Below are 18804 nucleotides of genomic sequence, written 5' to 3' on the forward strand. Positions count from 1 at the left end.
AACTACCCTCCGCGCAACCGCTTCAGGGCCGCGGTTGCAACCTTGTGGCCGGGATCAAGCGCGAGCACGCGCTCGTAGTCGGCGATGGCCTTCTGGACATCGCCGGCTTTCTCGTAGGCGTCTGCGCGGCTCCAGAAGGCGAACGTATTTTGTGGATTCAGCCGTATCGCTTCACTCAAATCGGCAATTGCGTTGCGAAAATCGCCCTTGTCCGAATAGGAGCGTCCGCGAAACAGATGGAGCATCGCGACCTGAGGTCGCAGCTTGATCGCCTGGGTATAATCATCGATGGCCCGATCGAAGTCGCGCTGATCGTTATAGGCCCTGGCGCGATTGGCGTAGCCCCTGAACTCGGAGGGGTTGAGCCGGATCAATTCGGTGAAGTCGGCGATCGCGGCGGGCAGGTTTTTCGTTTCGGAATAGGCCGAGCCTCGCGCAAAATAGGAATCCGCGGACCGCGGGTCCAACCGGATCGCGTCGTTGAAATCCGCGATGGCCTTGTCGTGCTGTTGCTTGAATGCATAGGCGCGACCGCGATCGAGATACGACTCGGCGTTTTTCGGATTGATCCGGATCACTTCATTGAAATCGGCGATCGCCTGGTCGTATTGCTTTTTGTTGCCGTAGACACGACCGCGATTGCGGTAGCCCTGCGCGTTTTTCGGATCGAGTTCGATCGCTTTCGAGAGATCGACGATCGCCGTGTCGAGTTCTCCCTTGCCGGCGTAAGCGAGGCCCCGCTGGAGATAAGCGAATGAATCTTTCGCATCCAGGACGATTGCCTGATTCAAATCGGCAATGGCGCGATCATGATCCTCCTTGTTTACATAGACCATTCCGCGAAAGCTATATGCTTCGCGGTCCTGCGGATCGCGTTCGATCGCAGATGTATAGTCTGACAATGCCCTGTCGTAGTCCTTCCTGAGGAGGTGGACATTGCCGCGCTTGGTATATGAGGAAGCATTTTCCGGATCGAGCGCGATCGCTTCGTTGAGGTCCGGCAGTGCGCGGTCGAATTGATCGGTAAGGCTGTAGGCATACCCCCGCAGCAGAAAGATCGTGGCCGTCACCGGGTCCCGCGCGCCGTGGGCCGGCTTCTCAAAGGCCGGTTGCCGCAAGGCTTCGTTAAAGTCGGCAATTGCGCGATCATACTGCTTGGCTCGAATGTAGGTCCGGCCGCGATCACGAAGCGCCACGGCAACGCCGTTTCTGGCGGAATAGGAATCGGCCGTCGCCTGCTCCGGCTGCGCGAACAGTCTGATCGCCGCCTCAAAATCCGCGATGGCGCCGTCGTATTCGCCCTTCGACTCAAACGCGTTGCCGCGCCGCGCATAGGCCATGGCGCTACTGGCCTGGAGGCGAAGGACTTCGTTGAAATCCTCAATCGCCTTGTCGTAGGATTTCTCCTCTTGCCGGCACTGCCCACGTTCCAAGAAGGCGCGCGCGAAAGCCGGATTGATCCGGATGGCCTCCGAAAAGGCCTCGATCGCTGCCCTGCAGTCCTTGGCCCCAGCATGCCGAATCCCATTCAGAAACGCAGCGATGGCGGGATCGCCCCCGGTCGCCGGATCAAGGAAGCGCTGCTGAATGAACTTGGCGATCGATGGCGCCACAGACGTCCGGAACTCGGGACTGTAGATGAACAGAGTGACATATTCGGGTAGTGCTTCCACCGGGTGGACGCAGGAATACGGACTCGGCATACCTGCCGATCGCGTGAGCGCGCGCCTATGCGCGGCAGCCTCCTGACGTTCGCGTTCCGATCCAAGCCGACTCGCAAACTCCAGTTGGTAGCAGGTCTCGCCATGCAGGTTCAGCAACCGGTCATTGACCTGTTTGATGACGGGTTCGATCAGGTCACGCCATTCCTTGCTGTCTGCGATGGTGTCGCCGGCATCCACGTAATGTACCAACTCGTGGATTAGATAGAGCACGGCAAGCGGGATATCCGGCCCGTCAACGAAATGGTAATGATCGCGGCGGCGCGCGCTCTCCGGAAATCGCTGTAGAAACTCGTCGAATATCACGACGCTCCGGCCGTGGCTGGAAAAGGCAAGCGCCTGCGCTCCCACCCCGGTTCCAGCGCCAATGCCCGCGGAGCGATAAACCTTCAGCGGCCCATAGGCGGCGACTCTGCGCATCAAACCCGGCGCCAATTCGGAAACTGTATTGAAGGCTCCGCCGACGCGCCGCTTGTCGTCGCCGGTCCAGGTCTTCAGCGGCAGGTGCGCCGCGATGCCAGGCAGCTTCTCTCCTTCGGCAAAGACAATATCGGCGGCAGGTGGGGAGCCTGCCCGCGCCGCCTCGGCCGCCGGCGCCACGGGCCGGGGTGGACTTTCGGCAAGCGGCCCAACTGCAGGTTCGGGCTTTTTTGGGCGTACGGCTTCCGCCGTTGCCCGCGACGTCTGGGCCCGTTGCGTTTCGGCCTGCCGTTCCTGTGCGGTTCGTCCTGCTCGGCCAGTTGGCTCTGTCTCGCTCCCCGGCCTTGGTGTCGTTGGCCGCTGAGCGCGCCCGGCTTCCTTGTCTTCCTCCGCGGCGATTTTCGGCGCGGCTCCGATACGGCTTGCCGTGAAATGCTCGCCGATGACATTGTCGCCCTTCAACGAACTTGCCCCGGTTGGCGTAACCCAGGTCGTGAACAACCCGCCGAGCCACTTGATCTGGACGCGCCCCGATTTCGGGTCGAGGCAACGCCAGGTTCCCCTGTAGGTGATGCCCTCGCCGCGCGCGCTCGCCGCGCCGCCGAGCGAGAATGTGGCTTGCCGCCCGCGCGGCCAATTCCATGCTCCGGCCACGAGGTCACAACGGTTCGCTGCTGCTTCTGCTTCGGAGGTTGCCGTAACAGCGGTCAAAATCGCCACAGCCGCCACCAGCGAGAACCCTCGTGGCGTCTTGCCCAACCTGGATCCAAAATGAGCCATGACGGCAAACTTAGTACGACCTTCGCCGGGCGATCCGCTTGAGCTATGTCAATTCAAGTCGCTGGACTGCCAGGCCAATGCAACCGGGCATTGCCTACCGGACGGCGAATGAACGGCTCCGAGATCGATGCCATTACTGCATCCCCTCGGTGGCCCCCGCGACCGGCGGTGACGGCAGTTCGGGCGCCGGCGGCGGCACCGCCCTCTCGATCCTTCGATTGATCCGGTCGAGCGCGAGATAGATCACCGGCGTCGTGTACAGCGTCAGCAACTGGCTCAGCAGCAGGCCGCCGATGATGGAAATGCCGAGCGGAAAGCGCAGCTCGGCACCGGTGCCGCTTTCCACCGCCAGCGGCAGCGCGCCGAGCAGTGCGGCCAGCGTCGTCATCATGATCGGGCGAAACCGCAGCAGGCAGGCCTGCACGATCGCGTCCGTCGCCGACATGCCCTGGATGCGCTCAGCGTCCAGCGCGAAGTCGATCATCATGATCGCGTTTTTCTTGACGATGCCCATTAACAGAATAATGCCGATCAGGCCGATCACAGACAGATCCTGTCCGAACAGCATCAGCGCCAGGATGGCTCCGACGCCCGCCGAGGGCAGCGTCGAAAGAATGGTGATCGGGTGAATGTAGCTCTCATAGAGCACGCCGAGCACGATGTAGATCGTGACCAGCGCCGCCAGGATCAGCCACGGTTGTCCGGCGAGCGACTTCGAGAACTCGGCCGCATCGCCGGCATAGACGCCGACGATGCTGCCGGGCATGCCGATGCGTCGTTCAACGGTCTTGACTGCATCGACGGCGTCGCCGAGTGCGCCACCGGGCGCCAGATTGAAGCTGAGCGAGACCGCCGGGAACTGGGCCTGATGCGCAATCGCGAGCGGCGCCGTGGTGCGCGTCAGCGTCGCCACCGCCGACAGCGGCACCTGCGCCCCGGCTACCCCGGGCAGATAGAGCTTCGACAGGATCGACGGATCGCGCTGGTAAATCGGCATGGCTTCCAGCACCACCCGGTACTGGTTGGCCTGCCCGTAGATGGTGGAAATCTGCCGCTGCGCGAAGGCGTCGTTGAGCGTATCGTTGACGCCCTGGATGCTGACGCCGAGCTGGCCCGCGCGCTGGCGGTTGATGTCGAGCGAGGCGCGCAGGCCGCCCTCCTGGGCCTCCGAAGAGACGTCGCGGAACAGAGGATCGCGCCGCAGTTCGGCAACGAGCTTTTTGCCCCACTCGCTCACCAGCGGGGCGTCGGTGCCCGTCAGCGTGTACTGGTATTGCGAGCGGCTCGACTGGGTCGAGATCTGCACATCCTGCACCGGCTGGAAGTAGACCGTCATGCCCGGGATCGAGGCGGTCAGCGCCTTCAGGCGCACGATGACGGAGGCAACGTCGTCGCGCCGCTCGCCACGCGGCTTCAGCGTCATCACCAGGCGGCCGACATTGGTGGTCGGGTTGACCGAACCCGCGCCGATCACCGAGACGACGCCGGTTACGTCAGGGTCGGCCTTGATCGCGGCCGCGGCCCTGCTCTGCCGGCTCTGCATTTCCGCAAACGACACGTCGGGACCGGCCTCGGTGACCGCAGTGATGGAGGCGGTGTCCTGCAGCGGCAGGAAGCCTTTGGGCGCGACGACATAGAGGATCAGGGTCGCGACGATGGTGGCGAAGGTCACCAACAGCGTTGCGCGCTGGCGCTGCAGCACCCAGAGCAGCGTGCGGCGATAGAATTCGACCATGCGGTCGATACCGCCGGAGACCGCGGCAAGCCCTGGCACCGCGAATTCTTCATGGACATGCTTCAACAGCCGCGAGCACATCATCGGCGTCAGCGTCAGCGACACGACAGCCGACGTCACTACCGCGATGGTCAGCGTCAGCGCGAATTCGCGGAACATGCGCCCGACCAGTCCCGACATGAACAACAGCGGGATGAACACGGCGATCAGCGACACCGTCAGCGAAATCACCGTGAAGCCGATTTCCTTGGCGCCCTTGAGCGACGCCTCCATCGAGGATTCGCCGTTCTCCATATGGCGGACGATGTTCTCAATCATCACGATGGCGTCGTCGACCACGAAGCCGGTGCCGATGGTCAGCGCCATCAGCGACAAATTGTCGAGGCTGAAGCCGCAGAAATACATGATGCCGAAGGAAGTGATAAGCGACAGCGGCAGCGCCACGCCGGCGATCAGGGTGGCGCGCAGCGAGCGCAGGAACAACAGCACCACCAGCGTCACCAGCACCACGCTCAGAATCAGCGTGAATTGCACGTCACGCACCGAGGCGCGGATGGTGACGGTGCGGTCGCTGACCACGGTCAGGTTGACGCCGGCCGGGATGGCGCGCTGCACCTTCGGAATCTCGCTGCGGATCTGGCGCACCACCTCGATGACGTTGGCGCCGGGCTGCCGCTGGATGTCGATGATGACGGCCGGCGTGCCCTGGTACCAGCCGCCGGTGCGGTCGTTCTCCAGCCCGTCGACGATGATGGCGACGTCGCCGATGGTCACGGGCGCACCGTTGCGGTAGGCGATGATGATCGGCTTGTAGGCTTCCGCCGCCGCGATCTGGTCGTTGGCGGCGATGGTGTAAGCCTGCTGCGCGCCGTCGAGCGATCCCTTCGGCCCGGAGACGTTGGCGCCCGCGATCGCGCTGCGCAAATCCTCCATCGAAATGCCGTAGGCCGCGAGCCGCGCCAGGTCGGCCTGCACCCGAACCGCGGGCTTCAGCCCGCCCAGCACCGCGACCCGCCCTACCCCCGAAATCTGGCTGAGGCGCTGCGCCAGGATGGTGTCGGCGAGATCGCTCATGGCGCGCAGCGAAATCGTCTCCGAGGTCAGCGCCAGCGTCATGACCGGCGCGTCCGCGGGATTGACCTTGGCGTAGGTCGGCGGATACGGCAGGCTTTTCGGCAGGATACCGGCCGCGGCGTTGATCGCGGCCTGCACGTCCTGGGTCGCGCCGTCGATGTCGCGGTTGAGATCGAACTGCAGGGAAATCTGGCTGACGCCGAACGAACTGGTCGACTGCATCGACGACAGCGACGGGATCTGGCCGAGCTGGCGCTCCAGTGGCGCCGTGATCAGCGAGGCGACGACGTCGGGGCTCGCGCCCGGCAATTGCGTCGTCACCTGCACGGTCGGAAAATCGACCTGCGGCAGCGCCGACACCGGCAGCGCCCAATAGCCCAGCGCGCCGCCGATCAGGAGCGCGATCCCCAGCAGCGAGGTCGCGATCGGGCGGCGGATGAATGGTTCCGAGACGCTCATGGGTGCGTGCTCACGCTGGCGAAATCAGGCATTCAAGTCGGGAGTTCTTCGGTCATGGCTGCGACTTCGCTCCGCCGCCTGACTGTGCGCCCCCTTTTGCGTCCTTGCTCTGAGTGTCCGTGCCCTGCGGGGTCCTGGTTCGCTTGCGCGGGGCGAGATCGACTGACGGCGTCTGATCGGACCTGCCGATGAAGACCTTGGCGCCATCGGACAGATTGGCAAAGCCTGTCGTCACCACGCGATCGGAAGCCGACAGCCCGCTCGCGATCACGGCTTCGGTTTCGTTCTGCTGCGTCACCACGACGGGCTTCGCCGTGGCGATATTGTCCGCGCCGATGACGTAGCTGAAAGTCCCTGCCGGGCCGCGCTGCACGGCGGAGGTCGGCACCACCACCGCCTTCGCAAGCGTTTCGACCTTCAGCCTTACATTGACGAACTGGCCCGGCCAAAGCTGGAAGTTCGCATTGGGAAATTCGGCCTTGAGCTTGAGGGTGCCGGTGGTCGGATCGACCTGGTTGTCGATGCCTTTCAGGGTACCGCTGTCGATCACCGTAGTGCCGTCGTTGCCGAACACGTCGACGGTCAGCGCGCCCCTGGCGGAGGCGGCGTTGACCCGCACGATCTGCTGCTGCGGCAGGCTGAACTGCACAGCGATCGGTTGCAACTGGGTGATGATGACGAGACCGGTCACGTCGGAAGCGCGAATAATGTTGCCCTGGTCGACCTGCCGCAGCCCGGCTCGGCCTGACAATGGCGCGATGATCTTGGTATAGCCGAGTGTCGCCTGGGCGTTGTCAATCGCGGCCTGGTCGGCGTTGACCAGCGCTTCCTGCTGCGCGACCACGGCGCGCTGGGTGTCGGCCTGCTGCTTGGATCCGGCGTTGGAGGCGGCCAATTGCTGATAGCGCGCGAGGTCGATGCGCATATTGGCGAGCTGCGCTTCATCCTGCGCCTTCTTGGCGACCGCCTGATCGTACTGCGCCTTGTAGATCACCGGATCGATCTCGCCGAGGACGTCGCCCTTCTTGACGTCCTGTCCCTCGACGAAATTAACTGCGATCAGCTTGCCATCGACCTGCGCACGCACGATCACGTTGTTCAGCGCGCGGACGGAGCCTACTCCGTCGAGATAGACCGGCACGTCCTGGATGCGAGGGGTCGCCGCCAGCACCGGCACCGGCAGGTCGCGCGGCATGCCGCCACGGTTGTTGGCGGCCTGTTTCTGCTGCAGCGCTGTCCAGCCGATGTAGCCAAGGCCGCCGAGTATCACGAGCGTAATCGCAATCGACACGATGCGGCGGCCCGCGCTGTGCGCGACACCCTTGCCGGCAGCCTTCGCGGTGTCCAAATCCGGCTTAAAGAGCATCAACCGGCCTTTCCATCCTTGGCTCCCAGCCGCCCCCCAGCGCCTGATACAGGCTGACGATCGCCAGCATCCGGGCCAGTTGGGCCTGCGACAGCGAATCTTCCGCCTGGAAAAACGTCAATTGCGTATTCAACACAGTCACGATGTCCGCCGTGCCTGCCCGCAGCTGCTGCTCGGACAGTTGAAAGGCCCGCCGTGAGGCCGCCAACACCTCGCGCTGCAGCCGCAACTTCTCGGTGGTCTGCCGGATCGACACCAGCGCGTTGTCGACGTCAGCGAAGGCCGAGACCACCGTCTTGCGGTAGGCCTGCAGCAGCTCGTCCTGCCTCGCCTTGGTGAGTTCGAAATTGCCGAGAATCTGTCCGCCGTCGAAGATCGGCTGTGTCAGGCTGCCGACGACATTGAAGAAGGCGGCATGGGGCTGGAACAGCGATACCAGCGACGAACTCTGATATCCGCCCGCCCCCGTCAACTTGATACTGGGAAAGAACTGCGCGCGGGCGTTGCCGACATTGGCGGTGGCGGAAGCAAGCTGCGCCTCCTGACGCCTGATATCCGGCCGCTGCGTCAAGAGTTCCGATGGCAGGCCCGGCGTCACCCGCGGCGACGCAATCCGGTTCAGTGAGCCGCCGGTGACGCGCACGCTTTCCGGCGGCCGCGCCACCAGCGTCGCCAGCGCATTGATGTTCAGCGCCAGCGTCTGGCGCAGCGGCGGCACCGCGGCGCGCTGGCTGGCGAGCACGCTTTCCTGCTGGGCAACATCGAGGTCGGTTCCGGTGCCGGCCTGCAGCCGCTGCTTGATGGCGTCGAGGATGCGCGAGGCGCTGGCGATATTGCGCTCGGCGGTGCGAAGCCGGTCCTGTGCTGAAAGCACCTGAAAATAGGCATTGGCGACGCTGACAAGCGCGGTCAACGCCACCACGTCGCGATCGAAGCGACTGGCGATCGCGGTTTCTTCCGCCGCCTGCGCGGCGTCGCGGTTCTTGCCCCAGAAATCGAACTCATAACTGGCGCTGAGCGAGGCCTGGTAATTGGTGGTCTCTCGCCCGCCATTGGTCAGGCCGCTGGCGCTCGAGCCGGAGCTGCGGGCATAGGTCTGCTGACCGGTTCCGCTGAGGCTCGGCAGCAGCGGCGCGCCGGCAATGCGCGCCTGCGCGTCCGCCTGGATGAAGCGCGCGGTCGCCGCCGCGATGTCCAGATTGACGGTCTGGGCTTCCTCCATCAGCGCGGTCAGTTCCGGCGAGCGGAAGCCGCGCCACCAGTCCAGTGTCGGCGGCGCGTCCGGATCGGCCGATCGCGCGGCTTTGTAGCCTTGCGGGATATCCAGCGCCGGATCGGCCAGGTCCCTGGTGAGAATGCAGCCGGCTGAACTGACCACCATGCACAGCGCGGCAAGCCATTTCGCCGCCCGGTCGAGGCCAAAAATTGCGGCAAGGCCGCCCATGGCAGCATCAGCGGGACCCTGTTTCACGTCCGCCCTCCGCCGGGAGCATCGCCCGGCATCCGACGATTCGAGGAGCACCCGACCGACTCGCTGATGACATTGGTGGTAACGGCCTGCGACCCGGTCACGACTGTGATGCTTCCTCTGGAACCCGGTCGCCATACTAGCCGGGCGTTCCGGGGGCGGACAGTCCTGTTCCGCTCTGCATCGCGCATCCCCCGATCGTGGCCGGGGCTGCGAACCGCCCAGTTTCCCTTATTTCATGCGGGCTTCTGGCGATCGGCACGGTCTTTAGGCTGCGGCAATCTTACCAAGATTTCATGTGTTTTTCGCCATTCGGACGATTCGAGGCCGCCTCACCCGCGTCGCCCGGGCGCTGCTGAAACTTCGCAAGCCACGTGCCGTATCTCGCATGGCAACCAATGGGGGCTATCGAATGCGAGTCGCGGTGATCGGAACGGGAATTGCGGGCAATGCTGCGGCCTGAACCTTGTCAAAACGCTATCCGGTCACGGTCTACGATCGCGAAATCAGGCCCGGCGGACACAGCCACACCGTGACCATCGACTACGACGGGACACAGCTTTCGGTCGATACCGGCTTCATCGTCTACAACGAGCTTAACTATCCGGACCTCACCGCCCTGTTCGCCCATCTCGGCGTCGAGACCGTCGCAAGCTGCATGAGCTTTGCGGTCACCGCCGGCGCCGGCCGCTTCGAATGGAAAGGCGGCGGCAACAACTGGCGCGAGACCGCCAAGGGATTGTTCGCGCAGCCGCGCAACCTGCTGTCGCCTTCCTATCTGTGGATGCGCGATGGGTCGCCCTTGCGCAGCCACGCGCAAGCCTGCGCCGCCGGGCGCGGCATCGATCTCGCCGGCGGGCGGGTGTGGCTGTTGTGCTATCCGCGGCTGCTCGGCTTCACCTTCAATCCGCTGTCGGTGTATTTCTGCTACGCTAGCAGCGGCGAGCTGGCGCTCCTCATGTACGAGGTCCGCAACACGTTCGGCGACATCCACGCTTACGTGCTTGCCGTGAAGCCCGGCGGGAAGCCCTGCGGCTTTGGCTCAAAGGCGCGCGACTGGTGCCGCGGCCGAATGCTGCACCGGCGAACACGGCGAATACCGTCTTGGCGAGCGGCGAATGCCGCGACTATACTGCGGAAGCGTTATCTGCCGCCGGGCGGAAGCCCGGAGCGCGGGAAAGCGCTCTGGTCCAGTGACCTTGGGACGACTTGGCTGGACACAGAGCCGCATCAACCGATGGGCCTGGCGATGTCTGCGTTGATTCCTATTACTCCCGATAATCTGGAGGCGGTGCTTGCCGATTTGCCCCGCGTGGTCCGGCTGGCCCTGGGCTTCGCGTCAAGGCTGAGACGCGGCACACTCGACATCACGCTTCCCGACGGCCGCACGCTTCGGATGGGCGGCATGGAGCCGGGCCCGGCGGCGGCCATGACGTTGTACAATTACGGCTTCGCCTCGCGGCTGCTCAACGGCGGCGACATCGGGATCGCCGAAGCCTATCTGCAGGGGGAATGGGACACGCCCGATCTGACGCAGTTCCTCTATCTGTTCTGCGTCAATCACGATCTCATTCAGCAGATGCTCGGCGACAAGCCGCTGATGCGTTTTGTCCAGATCGCCCGGCACTGGCTCAACCGCAACACCAGGCGGCAGGCTCGCCGCAACATCTATGCGCATTACGACATCGGCAACGCGTTTTATTCGGCCTGGCTCGATCCGAGCATGACCTATTCCTCCGCATTGTTCGAGGACGACACCCCCGATCTGACGGCCGCGCAAAACAACAAATACCGCCGGCTCGCCGAGGCCATCGATCTGAAGCCCGGCCAGAAACTGCTGGAGATCGGCTGCGGCTGGGGCGGCTTTGCGGAATATGCCGCCAAGACGTACGGCGCCAAAGTGGTCGGGCTTACCATCAGCAAGGAGCAGCGCGATTTCGCGGAAGCGCGCATTTTCAAGGCCGGCCTCAGCGACAAGGTCGAGATCCGGCTGCAGGACTATCGCGACGAGCGCGACCGCTACGACCGGATCGCCTCGATCGAGATGATCGAGGCGGTCGGCGAGCAGTTCTGGCCGAAATATTTTTCACAGTTGCGCGACCGGCTGCTGCCCGGCGGCCTTGCCGGCATACAGGCCATCACCATTCAGGACAGCCTGTTCCAGGCCTATCGCCGCGAAGTCGACTTCATCCAGCGCTACGTTTTTCCGGGCGGCATGCTGCCCTCGCCGCAGGTGCTGAAATCGCTCGGCGAGCGCTTCGGCGTTCCCGTTATCCGCGAGCGCATTTTCGGGCAAGATTATGCCAAGACGCTCGCGATCTGGCGAAGCAATTTCCGCGCGGCCTGGCCGAACCTGATGCCTTCGGGGTTCGACGACCGGTTCCGGCGGCTGTGGGAATACTATCTCGCTTATTGCGAGGCCGGTTTCCTGTCGGGAAATATCGACGTGCGCCAGGTGGTGTTCGCCAAATCGCCCTAGCGGAGCATTGCGGCGTCGGCTTGTGCCTCCCGCGACGGTCCTTTAGGGTCGCCTCCGGTGAGGAAACAACTGGCAATTCCCAAGACATGACAATCAACAACGACGTCGTTCAGGCGATCGGTAACACGCCGCTCATCAAGCTCAGGCACGCCTCCGAGGCGACCGGCTGCACCATTCTCGGCAAGGCGGAATTCATGAACCCCGGCCAGTCGGTGAAGGACCGCGCCGGCAAATGGATGATCCTGGAAGCCGAGAAGCGCGGCGACCTCAAGCCCGGCGGCCTGGTGGTGGAAGCGACCGCCGGCAATACCGGCATCGGGCTTGCGGTGGTGGCGAGCGCGCGCGGTTACCGGACGCTGATCGTGATTCCGGATACGCAGAGCCAGGAAAAGAAGGACATGCTGCGGCTTTGCGGCGCCGAACTGGTCGAGGTGCCGGCGCTGCCCTTTTCCAATCCGAACTGTTACCAGCATGTCGGAAAGAGGCTGGCCGCACAGCTTCGTAAGACCGAACCGAACGGCGTGTTGTTCGGCGATCAATGGAACAACCTCGACAACGCCAGGGCGCATTATGAGTCAACCGGCCCGGAAATCTGGCGCGATACCGGCGGCAAGATCGACGGCTTTATCTGTTCGGTCGGGACTGGCGGCACGCTTGCCGGCACCAGCCGGTATTTGAAGGAAAAGAACGAGGGCATCACCATCGCCTGCGCCGACCCCCACGGTGCGGCAATGTATGAATTGTTCAAGAACGGCACCGCCAAATCGACGCCAGGCGGATCGATCTCCGAAGGCATTGGCCTTGGGCGCGTCACGCCCGTGATTGAAACCGCCAAAGTGGACACCGCCTTCCTCATTCCCGATGAAGAATGGGTTCCGGTGATCTACGACCTGCTCGAGCACGAGGGACTGTGCCTCGGCGGCTCCACCGGCGTCAACGTTGCCGGCGCCATCCGGCTCGCCAGGCAGCTCGGGCCCGGCAAAACCATCGTGACCATCCTGTGCGATTCCGGAAACCGCTATCAGTCGAAGCTGTTCAATCCGGAGTTCATGCGCTCGAAGAACCTGCCGGTGCCGGCATGGCTGGAGAAGCACAGCAAGATCGACGTGCCGTTCGAGTGAAAGTGGCGAGTAGCGAATGGCGAATGATCGCTCCATTCGCCATTCGCCCATCTCACCGCAAAATCTGGCTGAGGAACAGCTTGGTCCGCGCGTGCTGTGGGTTGGCGAAGAAGCTCGCCGGCGTGTTGGACTCGATGATCTGCCCGGCGTCCATGAACACGATGCGGTTGGCGACTTCGCGGGCAAATCCCATTTCGTGGGTGACGACCAGCATGGTCATGCCCTCATTGGCGAGGTCGACCATGGTGTCGAGCACTTCCTTGACCATTTCGGGGTCGAGCGCCGAGGTCGGCTCGTCGAACAGCATCACCTTCGGGCTCATGGTCAAGGCGCGGGCGATGGCGACGCGCTGCTGCTGACCGCCGGACATCTGGCCCGGATATTTGTTGGCCTGGTGCGGAATCTTCACCCGCTCCAGATATTTCATCGCGGCGGCTTCGGCGTCCAACTTCGGGATGTTGCGCACCCAGATCGGCGCCAGCGTGCAGTTCTCCAGCACGGTCAGATGCGGAAACAGATTGAAACTCTGGAACACCATGCCGACTTCGCGCCGGACTTCGTCGACCCGCTTCAGGTTCGGCCCCAGTTCGATGCCGTCGACCACGATCTCGCCTTCCTGGAACTCCTCCAGCGCGTTGATGCAGCGGATCAGCGTCGATTTACCCGAACCCGAGGGGCCGCAGATCACGATGCGCTCGCCCTTGGCGACCTCGAAATTGATGTCGCGCAGCACGTGAAAGTCGCCGTACCACTTGTTGAGGCCGTTGATGCTGACGATCGAATTCGCGGTCATGGTCATTTGCTCAATTGCGCCGATGCGCGTTCACCCTGTTCTCGACGAACAGCGAATAGCGCGACATGCCAAAACAGAAGACGAAGTAGATCATTCCGGTGAAGGCAAACCCGGTGAACAGGGTTGTCGGCGTCGACCATACCGGATCGCTGAAGGAAGCCTGCAGACTGCCAAGCAGATCAAACAGCGCCACGATCGAGACCAGCGAGGTGTCCTTGAACAGGGCGATGAAACTGTTGACGAGACCGGGGATAACGTGGCGCAGCGCCTGCGGCATCACGATCAGGCCGGTGGTCTTGGCCCAGGACAGGCCGAGCGCGCTCGCAGCCTCCCCCTGCCCGCGCGGGATCGCCTGCAATCCGCCGCGGATAACTTCGGCCTGGTAGGCGCCGGCAAACAGCGCGATACCGATCAGGGCGCGGACCAGACCGTCCACCGTAAAATTGCCTGGCAGGAACAAAGGCAGCATGTAGGTGGCGAAAAACAACACCGTGATCAGCGGCACGCCGCGCCAGAACTCGATGAATGCGATCGAAAAGATCCGGATCAGCGGAATCGTCGAGCGCCGCCCCAGCGCCAGCGCGATGCCGACCGGCATCGAGGTGACGATGCCGGTGACCGACACCACCAGCGTCACCAGAAGCCCGCCCCACAGCCGCGTATCGACCACCGGCAGGCCGCCGCGGTCGAGGCCCAGCAACGCGATGACAATGCCGATGCCGGCAAAGACCGCAAGACTGTTGACGAGGGCCCGCCATCCAGCGCGGACACCGCCATTGAGCAGAAACAACAGAATCGAGACGATCGCGGCGGTGGCCACGAAGTCGGCCCATACCGGCCGTGGGAATATCTGAGTCTGGTCGCGAAGCCAGGTCAGCGGCCAGATCAGCCAGGAAATCACCGTGCCGAGCAGCATCAGCAACTTTCCGAGCAGCCACAGCAGCGGGCCGATCACCGCGATCGCCTCGCCCACGCTGACGAGCTTGCGGCCGCCCTCGCCGATGCTGTCGCCCAATCCCGCCAGCAGTCCTGCCGTCCAGCTGACGCCCAGTCCCTTCAGGCCGCCGCCATGCAGCAGGAAGAAGGCAACGATGGGGAAAGCGACGAAGAACAGTCCGGCGTTGAGGCCTTTGGCCGGCAGCCGCGGAATCAGCAGCGGCAACAGCAACAGCGCCGCCAGGAAAAACGTCAGGTTCACCCGCCAACGTTCGGCCTCCGGATAGAAACCGTAGATGAACTGGCTGAATTTCGCCTGGATGTAGGGCCAGCAGGCGCCAACCGTATGTCCGGCATTTTCCGCAAGGCAGGCGTTGCGATCCTTGCCGGTCCAGATCGCATCGATCAGGAGAAACTTCACCGCCGGAACGATGGTGAACCAGAGCAGCAGCACGCCCAGAATGGTCAGGAGAACATTGGTCGGTGAATTGAACAGGCGCGTGCGCAGGAAACCGACAAAACCAGTGGTCTTGACCGGCGCAGAGCGCTCGGGGACAAGTTCCTGGCGAACGAACGGCGAAACGGAGATATCGCTCATGGGCCGGCACTCCGGCCGAGCCGCCATCCGTAGAAGCTCATGATCGCGCTGGTGACCAGCGAGATCAGGAGATAGACGCCCATCGTAATCGAAATGATCTCGATCGCCTGCCCGGTCTGGCTCAGCGCCGTGCCGGCGAATACCGAAACCAGGTCGGGATAGCCGATCGCCACCGCCAGCGACGAGTTCTTGGTGAGATTGAGATACTGGTTGGTGAGCGGCGGCAGGATGACGCGCAGCGCCTGCGGCACCACGATCAGCCGCAAGGTCGATCCGCGCGACAAACCAAGCGAAGCACCGGCTTCCATCTGCCCCTTGTGAACCGACAGAATGCCGGCGCGAACGATTTCGGCGATGAAGGCCGCCGTGTAGGTCGAGAGCGCCAGCGTCAGCGCGACAAACTCCGGAATGACGCGCGAGCCGCCGGCGAAATTGAAGCCCTTGAGCGCGGGGAATTCGAAGGTGACGGGCCTGCCGAACAACAGCGACGCCAGCAAGGGCAGACCGATCAGCAATCCCAGCACATAAGGCCAGATCCTGATCAGTTTACCGCTTTCGAACAGTTGCTTCCGCGCGTACCACCGCAGGCCCAACGCAGCGGCGATCGCGATCAGGACCGCCAGCGCGAATGGCTCGAGGCCCGGATCGGCGATCGGCTTCGGAATCACCAGCCCGCGGTTACTGAGAAAAGCGCTGTCGAGTATCGAGTAGCTCTGTCGCGGGTTAGGCAGCGTCGCCAGCACGGCCCGGTACCAGAACAGGATCTGGAACAAGAGCGGCAGGTTGCGTATCAGTTCGACGTAACCGCCTGAAATCCGCGACAGCAGCCAGTTCGGCGACAGCCGGCCCAGCGCGACGATGAACCCGATGATGGTGGCAAAGAAGATGCCGATGACCGAGACGATCAGCGTGTTCAGCAGGCCGACCAGGAACACGCGGGTATAGGAGTCGGAACCGGAATAGGGAATCAGGCTCTGGCTGACGTCGAAGCCCGCCGTATTCTCCAGGAAGCCGAGGCCGGATGTGATCCGCTGCGCCTGCAAATTGGCACGCGCATTGGCGACGATTTCAAAGCCGATCCACAGCAGCGCGGCGACGAACAGGATCTGAAAGACAAACCCGTTCCAGCCCGCCCGACCGCCGAGCGCGCGTTGCAGCCTGAAAAGAAACTGCGACGGAGGCGCTCGGGCTTCGATGGACATCGCCGTGCCGGTGGCTCGCGATCAGCGGATCGGCGGCGCGTACTGGATTCCGCCCTTGTTCCAGAGCTGGTTGAGTCCACGGGCGATCCCGAGCTTGGAGCCGGCGCCGACGTTACGATCGAAAGATTCGCCGTAATTGCCCGTCGCCTTCACGATCCGCGTCACCCAATCCTTGGTGAGGCCAAGCTGTTCACCGAGATTGCCGTCGGCGCCGAAAACCCGCTTGAATTCCGGCTTGTCCGATTTCGCCAGTTCATCGACGTTCTTCTGGGTGACGCCCATTTCTTCGGCGGTCACCATCGCAAACAGGGTCCACTTCACGATATCGAACCACTGGTCGTCTCCATGGCGGACCATCGGGCCGAGCGGCTCCTTGGAGACCACCTCCGGAAGCACGACGTGGTCGGCCGGATTGGCAAGCTTCAGGCGCTGGGCATAGAGCTGCGACACGTCGGTGGTGAAGACGTCGCAGCGGCCGGATTCATAGGCCTTGACGGTCTCGTCGGCAGTACCGAACGCGATCACCTCATACTTCATGTTGTTGCCCTTGAAGTAGTCGGCGAGGTTCTGCTCGGTGGTGGTGCCGGTCTGCACGCAGACCGAGGCGCTGTTCAGTTCGAGCGCCGAGTTCACCTTCAGCGCTTTTTTGACCATGAATCCCTGGCCGTCATAATAGGTGACGCCGGTGAAGTTGGCGCCGAGCGAGGTGTCGCGCGACACGGTCCAGGTGGTGTTGCGCGACAACACGTCGATTTCGCCGGACTGCAGCGCCGTGAAGCGGTCCTTGGCCGACAACGGCACGAACTTGATTTTGGTCGGATCGTTGAAAACCGCCGCGGCAATCGCGCGGCAGACATCGACGTCGAGGCCGGTCCAGTTGCCCTTGTCGTCGGGAGACGAGAAGCCCGGCAGGCCCTGGCTTACGCCGCAGGATAGCTGGCCCCGGTCCTTGACCGTCTTGAGCGTCTGCGCGGTGGCCGCCTGGCTCGAAAAACCGGCGGCGAGTGCGAGGGTAAAAACCAGTGATACGCGTTTCATGGCAAAGCCTTTCAAGGGTCGTCCGGAACGTTTGCTTATCCTCGCGCGCGCCGATGGGCCTACCCGGTGATCCACTTTCCTGCCGTCCCTGCAAATCGCTCCTGCAAACGGCATGCCGTAACAGGCAGTTTGACGCAGAATCGGTCAAGCAATAGATCGACGGTCGCGGCAGGCCCCTCAACGTGCAGCGACTGAATAGCTCGCCTGCATCACAGAACGACTGGCGAGCCGGGTCAAGGGGTTGACGGCCGTCTTCTGTGTCCTGTTATTAACAAACCCAGCCCGAACCCGCCGCCCGGCGGGGCTTTCGACGGTCGCGGCTGTGGCAAAAAATCTTTTGGTGGCAGCCGGCGCATGAGTTTTTCAGGGGATGACGGAACAACGAACCTGCACAAGGCCGAAACACTGCTGGTGACGGCGGGCCGAGACACCAAGGCGCAAAAGGGATTCGTCAATCCGCCGGTGGTTCACGGCTCCACCGTGCTGTATCCGACCGCAGAGGACCTGCATGCCCATCGCGGCGAGTTCCAGTATGGCCGCCGGGGAACCCCGACCACCAAGGCGCTGCAGGAGGCGCTGATCGCGCTCGAAGGCCCGCAATGCGCCGGCGTCGGCATCGCGCCGTCGGGGCTGGCGGCAATCTCCACCACCCTGCTCGCCGTGCTCAAATCCGGCGATCATCTGCTGGTCTGCGACAATGCCTATCGTCCCACCCGCAATTTCTGCAATGGCATGCTGGCCCGCTACGGCGTCGAGACCACCTATTTCGATCCCCTGATCGGCGCCGGCATCGCGGCATTGTTCAAGCCCAACACCAAGGCGGTGGTGGTTGAAGCGCCCGGCTCGCAATCCTTCGAAATGCCCGACATTCCCGCGATCGCCTCGGTGGCGCATGCGCGCGGCGCGCTTGTCATCGACGACAACACCTGGGCGACGCCGCTGTATCACCGCTCGCTGGAGCTCGGCGTCGATATCAGCATGCAGGCGGCGACCAAATATATCGGCGGCCATTCCGACATCATGTTCGGCACGATTTCGGCCAATGCCAGGGCTTGGCCGCTGGTGGCCGAGGCGATCCAGTTGCTCGGCGTCTGCGCCGGACCGGACGACGTGTTCCTGGCGCTGCGCGGCCTGCGCACGCTTTCGGTGCGACTGGCGCAGCATCACAAGTCCGCGATCGAGATGGCGCGCTGGCTCGCCGGCCGGCCCGAAGTCATCAGCGTGCTGCATCCGGCGCTCGAAAGCCATCCGGGCCACGCGATATGGAAGCGGGATTTCACCGGCGCGTCCGGCCTGTTCAGCGTCGTGCTGCAGCCGAAGCCGCAAGCCGCCGTCGATACCCTGCTCGACACCGTAAAACTGTTCGGCATGGGCTATTCCTGGGGCGGCTTCGAGAGCCTCGTCATCCCGTTCGACTGCGCGCCCTACCGCACCGCCACCACATGGGCGCCGGGCGGCCCCAGCCTGCGGCTGCATATCGGGCTGGAGAATGTCGAGGATCTGAAAGCCGATCTGGAGCGCGGATTCGCCGCTTTCAACGCGGCGTAGGACGGCATCTCGCCATTACCCAGGACGCGGACGCCCTTCGCGGCGAGCGACAAGTCTGCCTTGCGC

General features: G+C 63.4%; 11 protein-coding genes and 1 pseudogene. 4 read left to right on the top strand and 8 right to left on the bottom strand.

What is annotated here, in order from left to right; all coding sequences use genetic code 11:
- Positions 1-2: 2 nt before the first annotated feature.
- The 4 genes from KMZ29_RS15020 to KMZ29_RS15035 form a co-directional block, all read right to left on the bottom strand.
- Complete coding sequence (locus KMZ29_RS15020; RefSeq protein ID WP_215619995.1) at positions 3-2900, bottom strand: tetratricopeptide repeat protein; 2898 nt, start codon at positions 2898-2900, stop codon at positions 3-5.
- Between the two features lie 154 nt (positions 2901-3054).
- Entirely contained in the window at positions 3055-6189 is a 3135-nt protein-coding gene (locus KMZ29_RS15025; protein ID WP_215619996.1) for an efflux RND transporter permease subunit, read from the bottom strand.
- A gap of 52 nt (positions 6190-6241) precedes the next feature.
- Entirely contained in the window at positions 6242-7555 is a 1314-nt protein-coding gene (locus KMZ29_RS15030; RefSeq protein ID WP_215624278.1) for an efflux RND transporter periplasmic adaptor subunit, read from the bottom strand.
- Positions 7545-8999, bottom strand: coding sequence for an efflux transporter outer membrane subunit (locus tag KMZ29_RS15035; RefSeq protein WP_215624279.1), 1455 nt, complete (start codon positions 8997-8999; stop codon positions 7545-7547). The genes KMZ29_RS15030 and KMZ29_RS15035 overlap by 11 nt, the downstream gene beginning before the upstream one ends.
- Before the next feature lie 556 nt (positions 9000-9555).
- On the opposite strand from KMZ29_RS15035, the pseudogene KMZ29_RS26740 reads away from it, so the two are divergent.
- From KMZ29_RS26740 to KMZ29_RS15050, 3 genes and pseudogenes are all read left to right on the top strand, one after another.
- A pseudogene (locus KMZ29_RS26740) lies at positions 9556-9978 on the top strand (DUF1365 family protein); the annotation flags it as partial.
- Between the two features lie 294 nt (positions 9979-10272).
- Complete coding sequence (locus KMZ29_RS15045; protein WP_215619997.1) at positions 10273-11502, top strand: SAM-dependent methyltransferase; 1230 nt, start codon at positions 10273-10275, stop codon at positions 11500-11502.
- Between the two features lie 86 nt (positions 11503-11588).
- Positions 11589-12623, top strand: coding sequence for a cysteine synthase A (locus tag KMZ29_RS15050; RefSeq protein ID WP_215619998.1), 1035 nt, complete (start codon positions 11589-11591; stop codon positions 12621-12623).
- A 52-nt stretch (positions 12624-12675) separates the two neighbouring features.
- On the opposite strand, the gene KMZ29_RS15055 is transcribed toward KMZ29_RS15050, so the two are convergent.
- Genes KMZ29_RS15055 through KMZ29_RS15070 form a run of 4 tightly spaced genes read right to left on the bottom strand, consistent with a single transcriptional unit; the run spans position 12676 to position 17190 of the window.
- A complete protein-coding gene (locus KMZ29_RS15055) occupies positions 12676-13416 on the bottom strand; it encodes an amino acid ABC transporter ATP-binding protein (RefSeq protein ID WP_305855077.1) in 741 nt (246 codons plus the stop codon).
- Between the two features lie 10 nt (positions 13417-13426).
- On the bottom strand, positions 13427-14950 hold the full coding sequence (locus KMZ29_RS15060; protein WP_215619999.1) for an amino acid ABC transporter permease: 1524 nt from the start codon (positions 14948-14950) through the stop codon (positions 13427-13429).
- Positions 14947-16152 carry an amino acid ABC transporter permease gene (locus KMZ29_RS15065; protein WP_215620000.1) on the bottom strand — a complete coding sequence of 402 codons (1206 nt, stop codon included), beginning with the start codon at positions 16150-16152 and terminating at the stop codon, positions 14947-14949. The genes KMZ29_RS15060 and KMZ29_RS15065 overlap by 4 nt, the downstream gene beginning before the upstream one ends.
- Positions 16153-16173: 21 nt before the next feature.
- Positions 16174-17190: an amino acid ABC transporter substrate-binding protein gene (locus KMZ29_RS15070; protein WP_215620001.1), complete on the bottom strand. Its 1017-nt coding sequence runs from the start codon at positions 17188-17190 to the stop codon at positions 16174-16176.
- Between the two features lie 354 nt (positions 17191-17544).
- Between KMZ29_RS15070 and metC the strand changes: the two genes are divergently transcribed.
- Entirely contained in the window at positions 17545-18738 is a 1194-nt protein-coding gene (metC, locus tag KMZ29_RS15075; RefSeq protein WP_215620002.1) for a cystathionine beta-lyase, read from the top strand.
- The last annotated feature ends 66 nt before the right edge of the window (positions 18739-18804 follow it).

The organism is Bradyrhizobium sediminis (assembly GCF_018736085.1).
Taxonomy (GTDB): domain Bacteria; phylum Pseudomonadota; class Alphaproteobacteria; order Rhizobiales; family Xanthobacteraceae; genus Bradyrhizobium; species Bradyrhizobium sediminis.

What these genes read in the sequence shown, in the direction of transcription:
- KMZ29_RS15025 (WP_215619996.1), bottom strand. Translation starts at nt 6,189, where the DNA reads ATGAGCGTCTCGGAACCATTCATCCGCCGCCCGATCGCGACCTCGCTG.
- KMZ29_RS15030 (WP_215624278.1), bottom strand. Translation starts at nt 7,555, where the DNA reads ATGCTCTTTAAGCCGGATTTGGACACCGCGAAGGCTGCCGGCAAGGGT.
- KMZ29_RS15035 (WP_215624279.1), bottom strand. Translation starts at nt 8,999, where the DNA reads ATGGGCGGCCTTGCCGCAATTTTTGGCCTCGACCGGGCGGCGAAATGG.
- KMZ29_RS15045 (WP_215619997.1), top strand. Translation starts at nt 10,273, where the DNA reads ATGTCTGCGTTGATTCCTATTACTCCCGATAATCTGGAGGCGGTGCTT.
- KMZ29_RS15050 (WP_215619998.1), top strand. Translation starts at nt 11,589, where the DNA reads ATGACAATCAACAACGACGTCGTTCAGGCGATCGGTAACACGCCGCTC.
- KMZ29_RS15055 (WP_305855077.1), bottom strand. Translation starts at nt 13,416, where the DNA reads ATGACCGCGAATTCGATCGTCAGCATCAACGGCCTCAACAAGTGGTAC.
- KMZ29_RS15060 (WP_215619999.1), bottom strand. Translation starts at nt 14,950, where the DNA reads ATGAGCGATATCTCCGTTTCGCCGTTCGTTCGCCAGGAACTTGTCCCC.
- KMZ29_RS15065 (WP_215620000.1), bottom strand. Translation starts at nt 16,152, where the DNA reads ATGTCCATCGAAGCCCGAGCGCCTCCGTCGCAGTTTCTTTTCAGGCTG.
- KMZ29_RS15070 (WP_215620001.1), bottom strand. Translation starts at nt 17,190, where the DNA reads ATGAAACGCGTATCACTGGTTTTTACCCTCGCACTCGCCGCCGGTTTT.
- metC (WP_215620002.1), top strand. Translation starts at nt 17,545, where the DNA reads ATGAGTTTTTCAGGGGATGACGGAACAACGAACCTGCACAAGGCCGAA.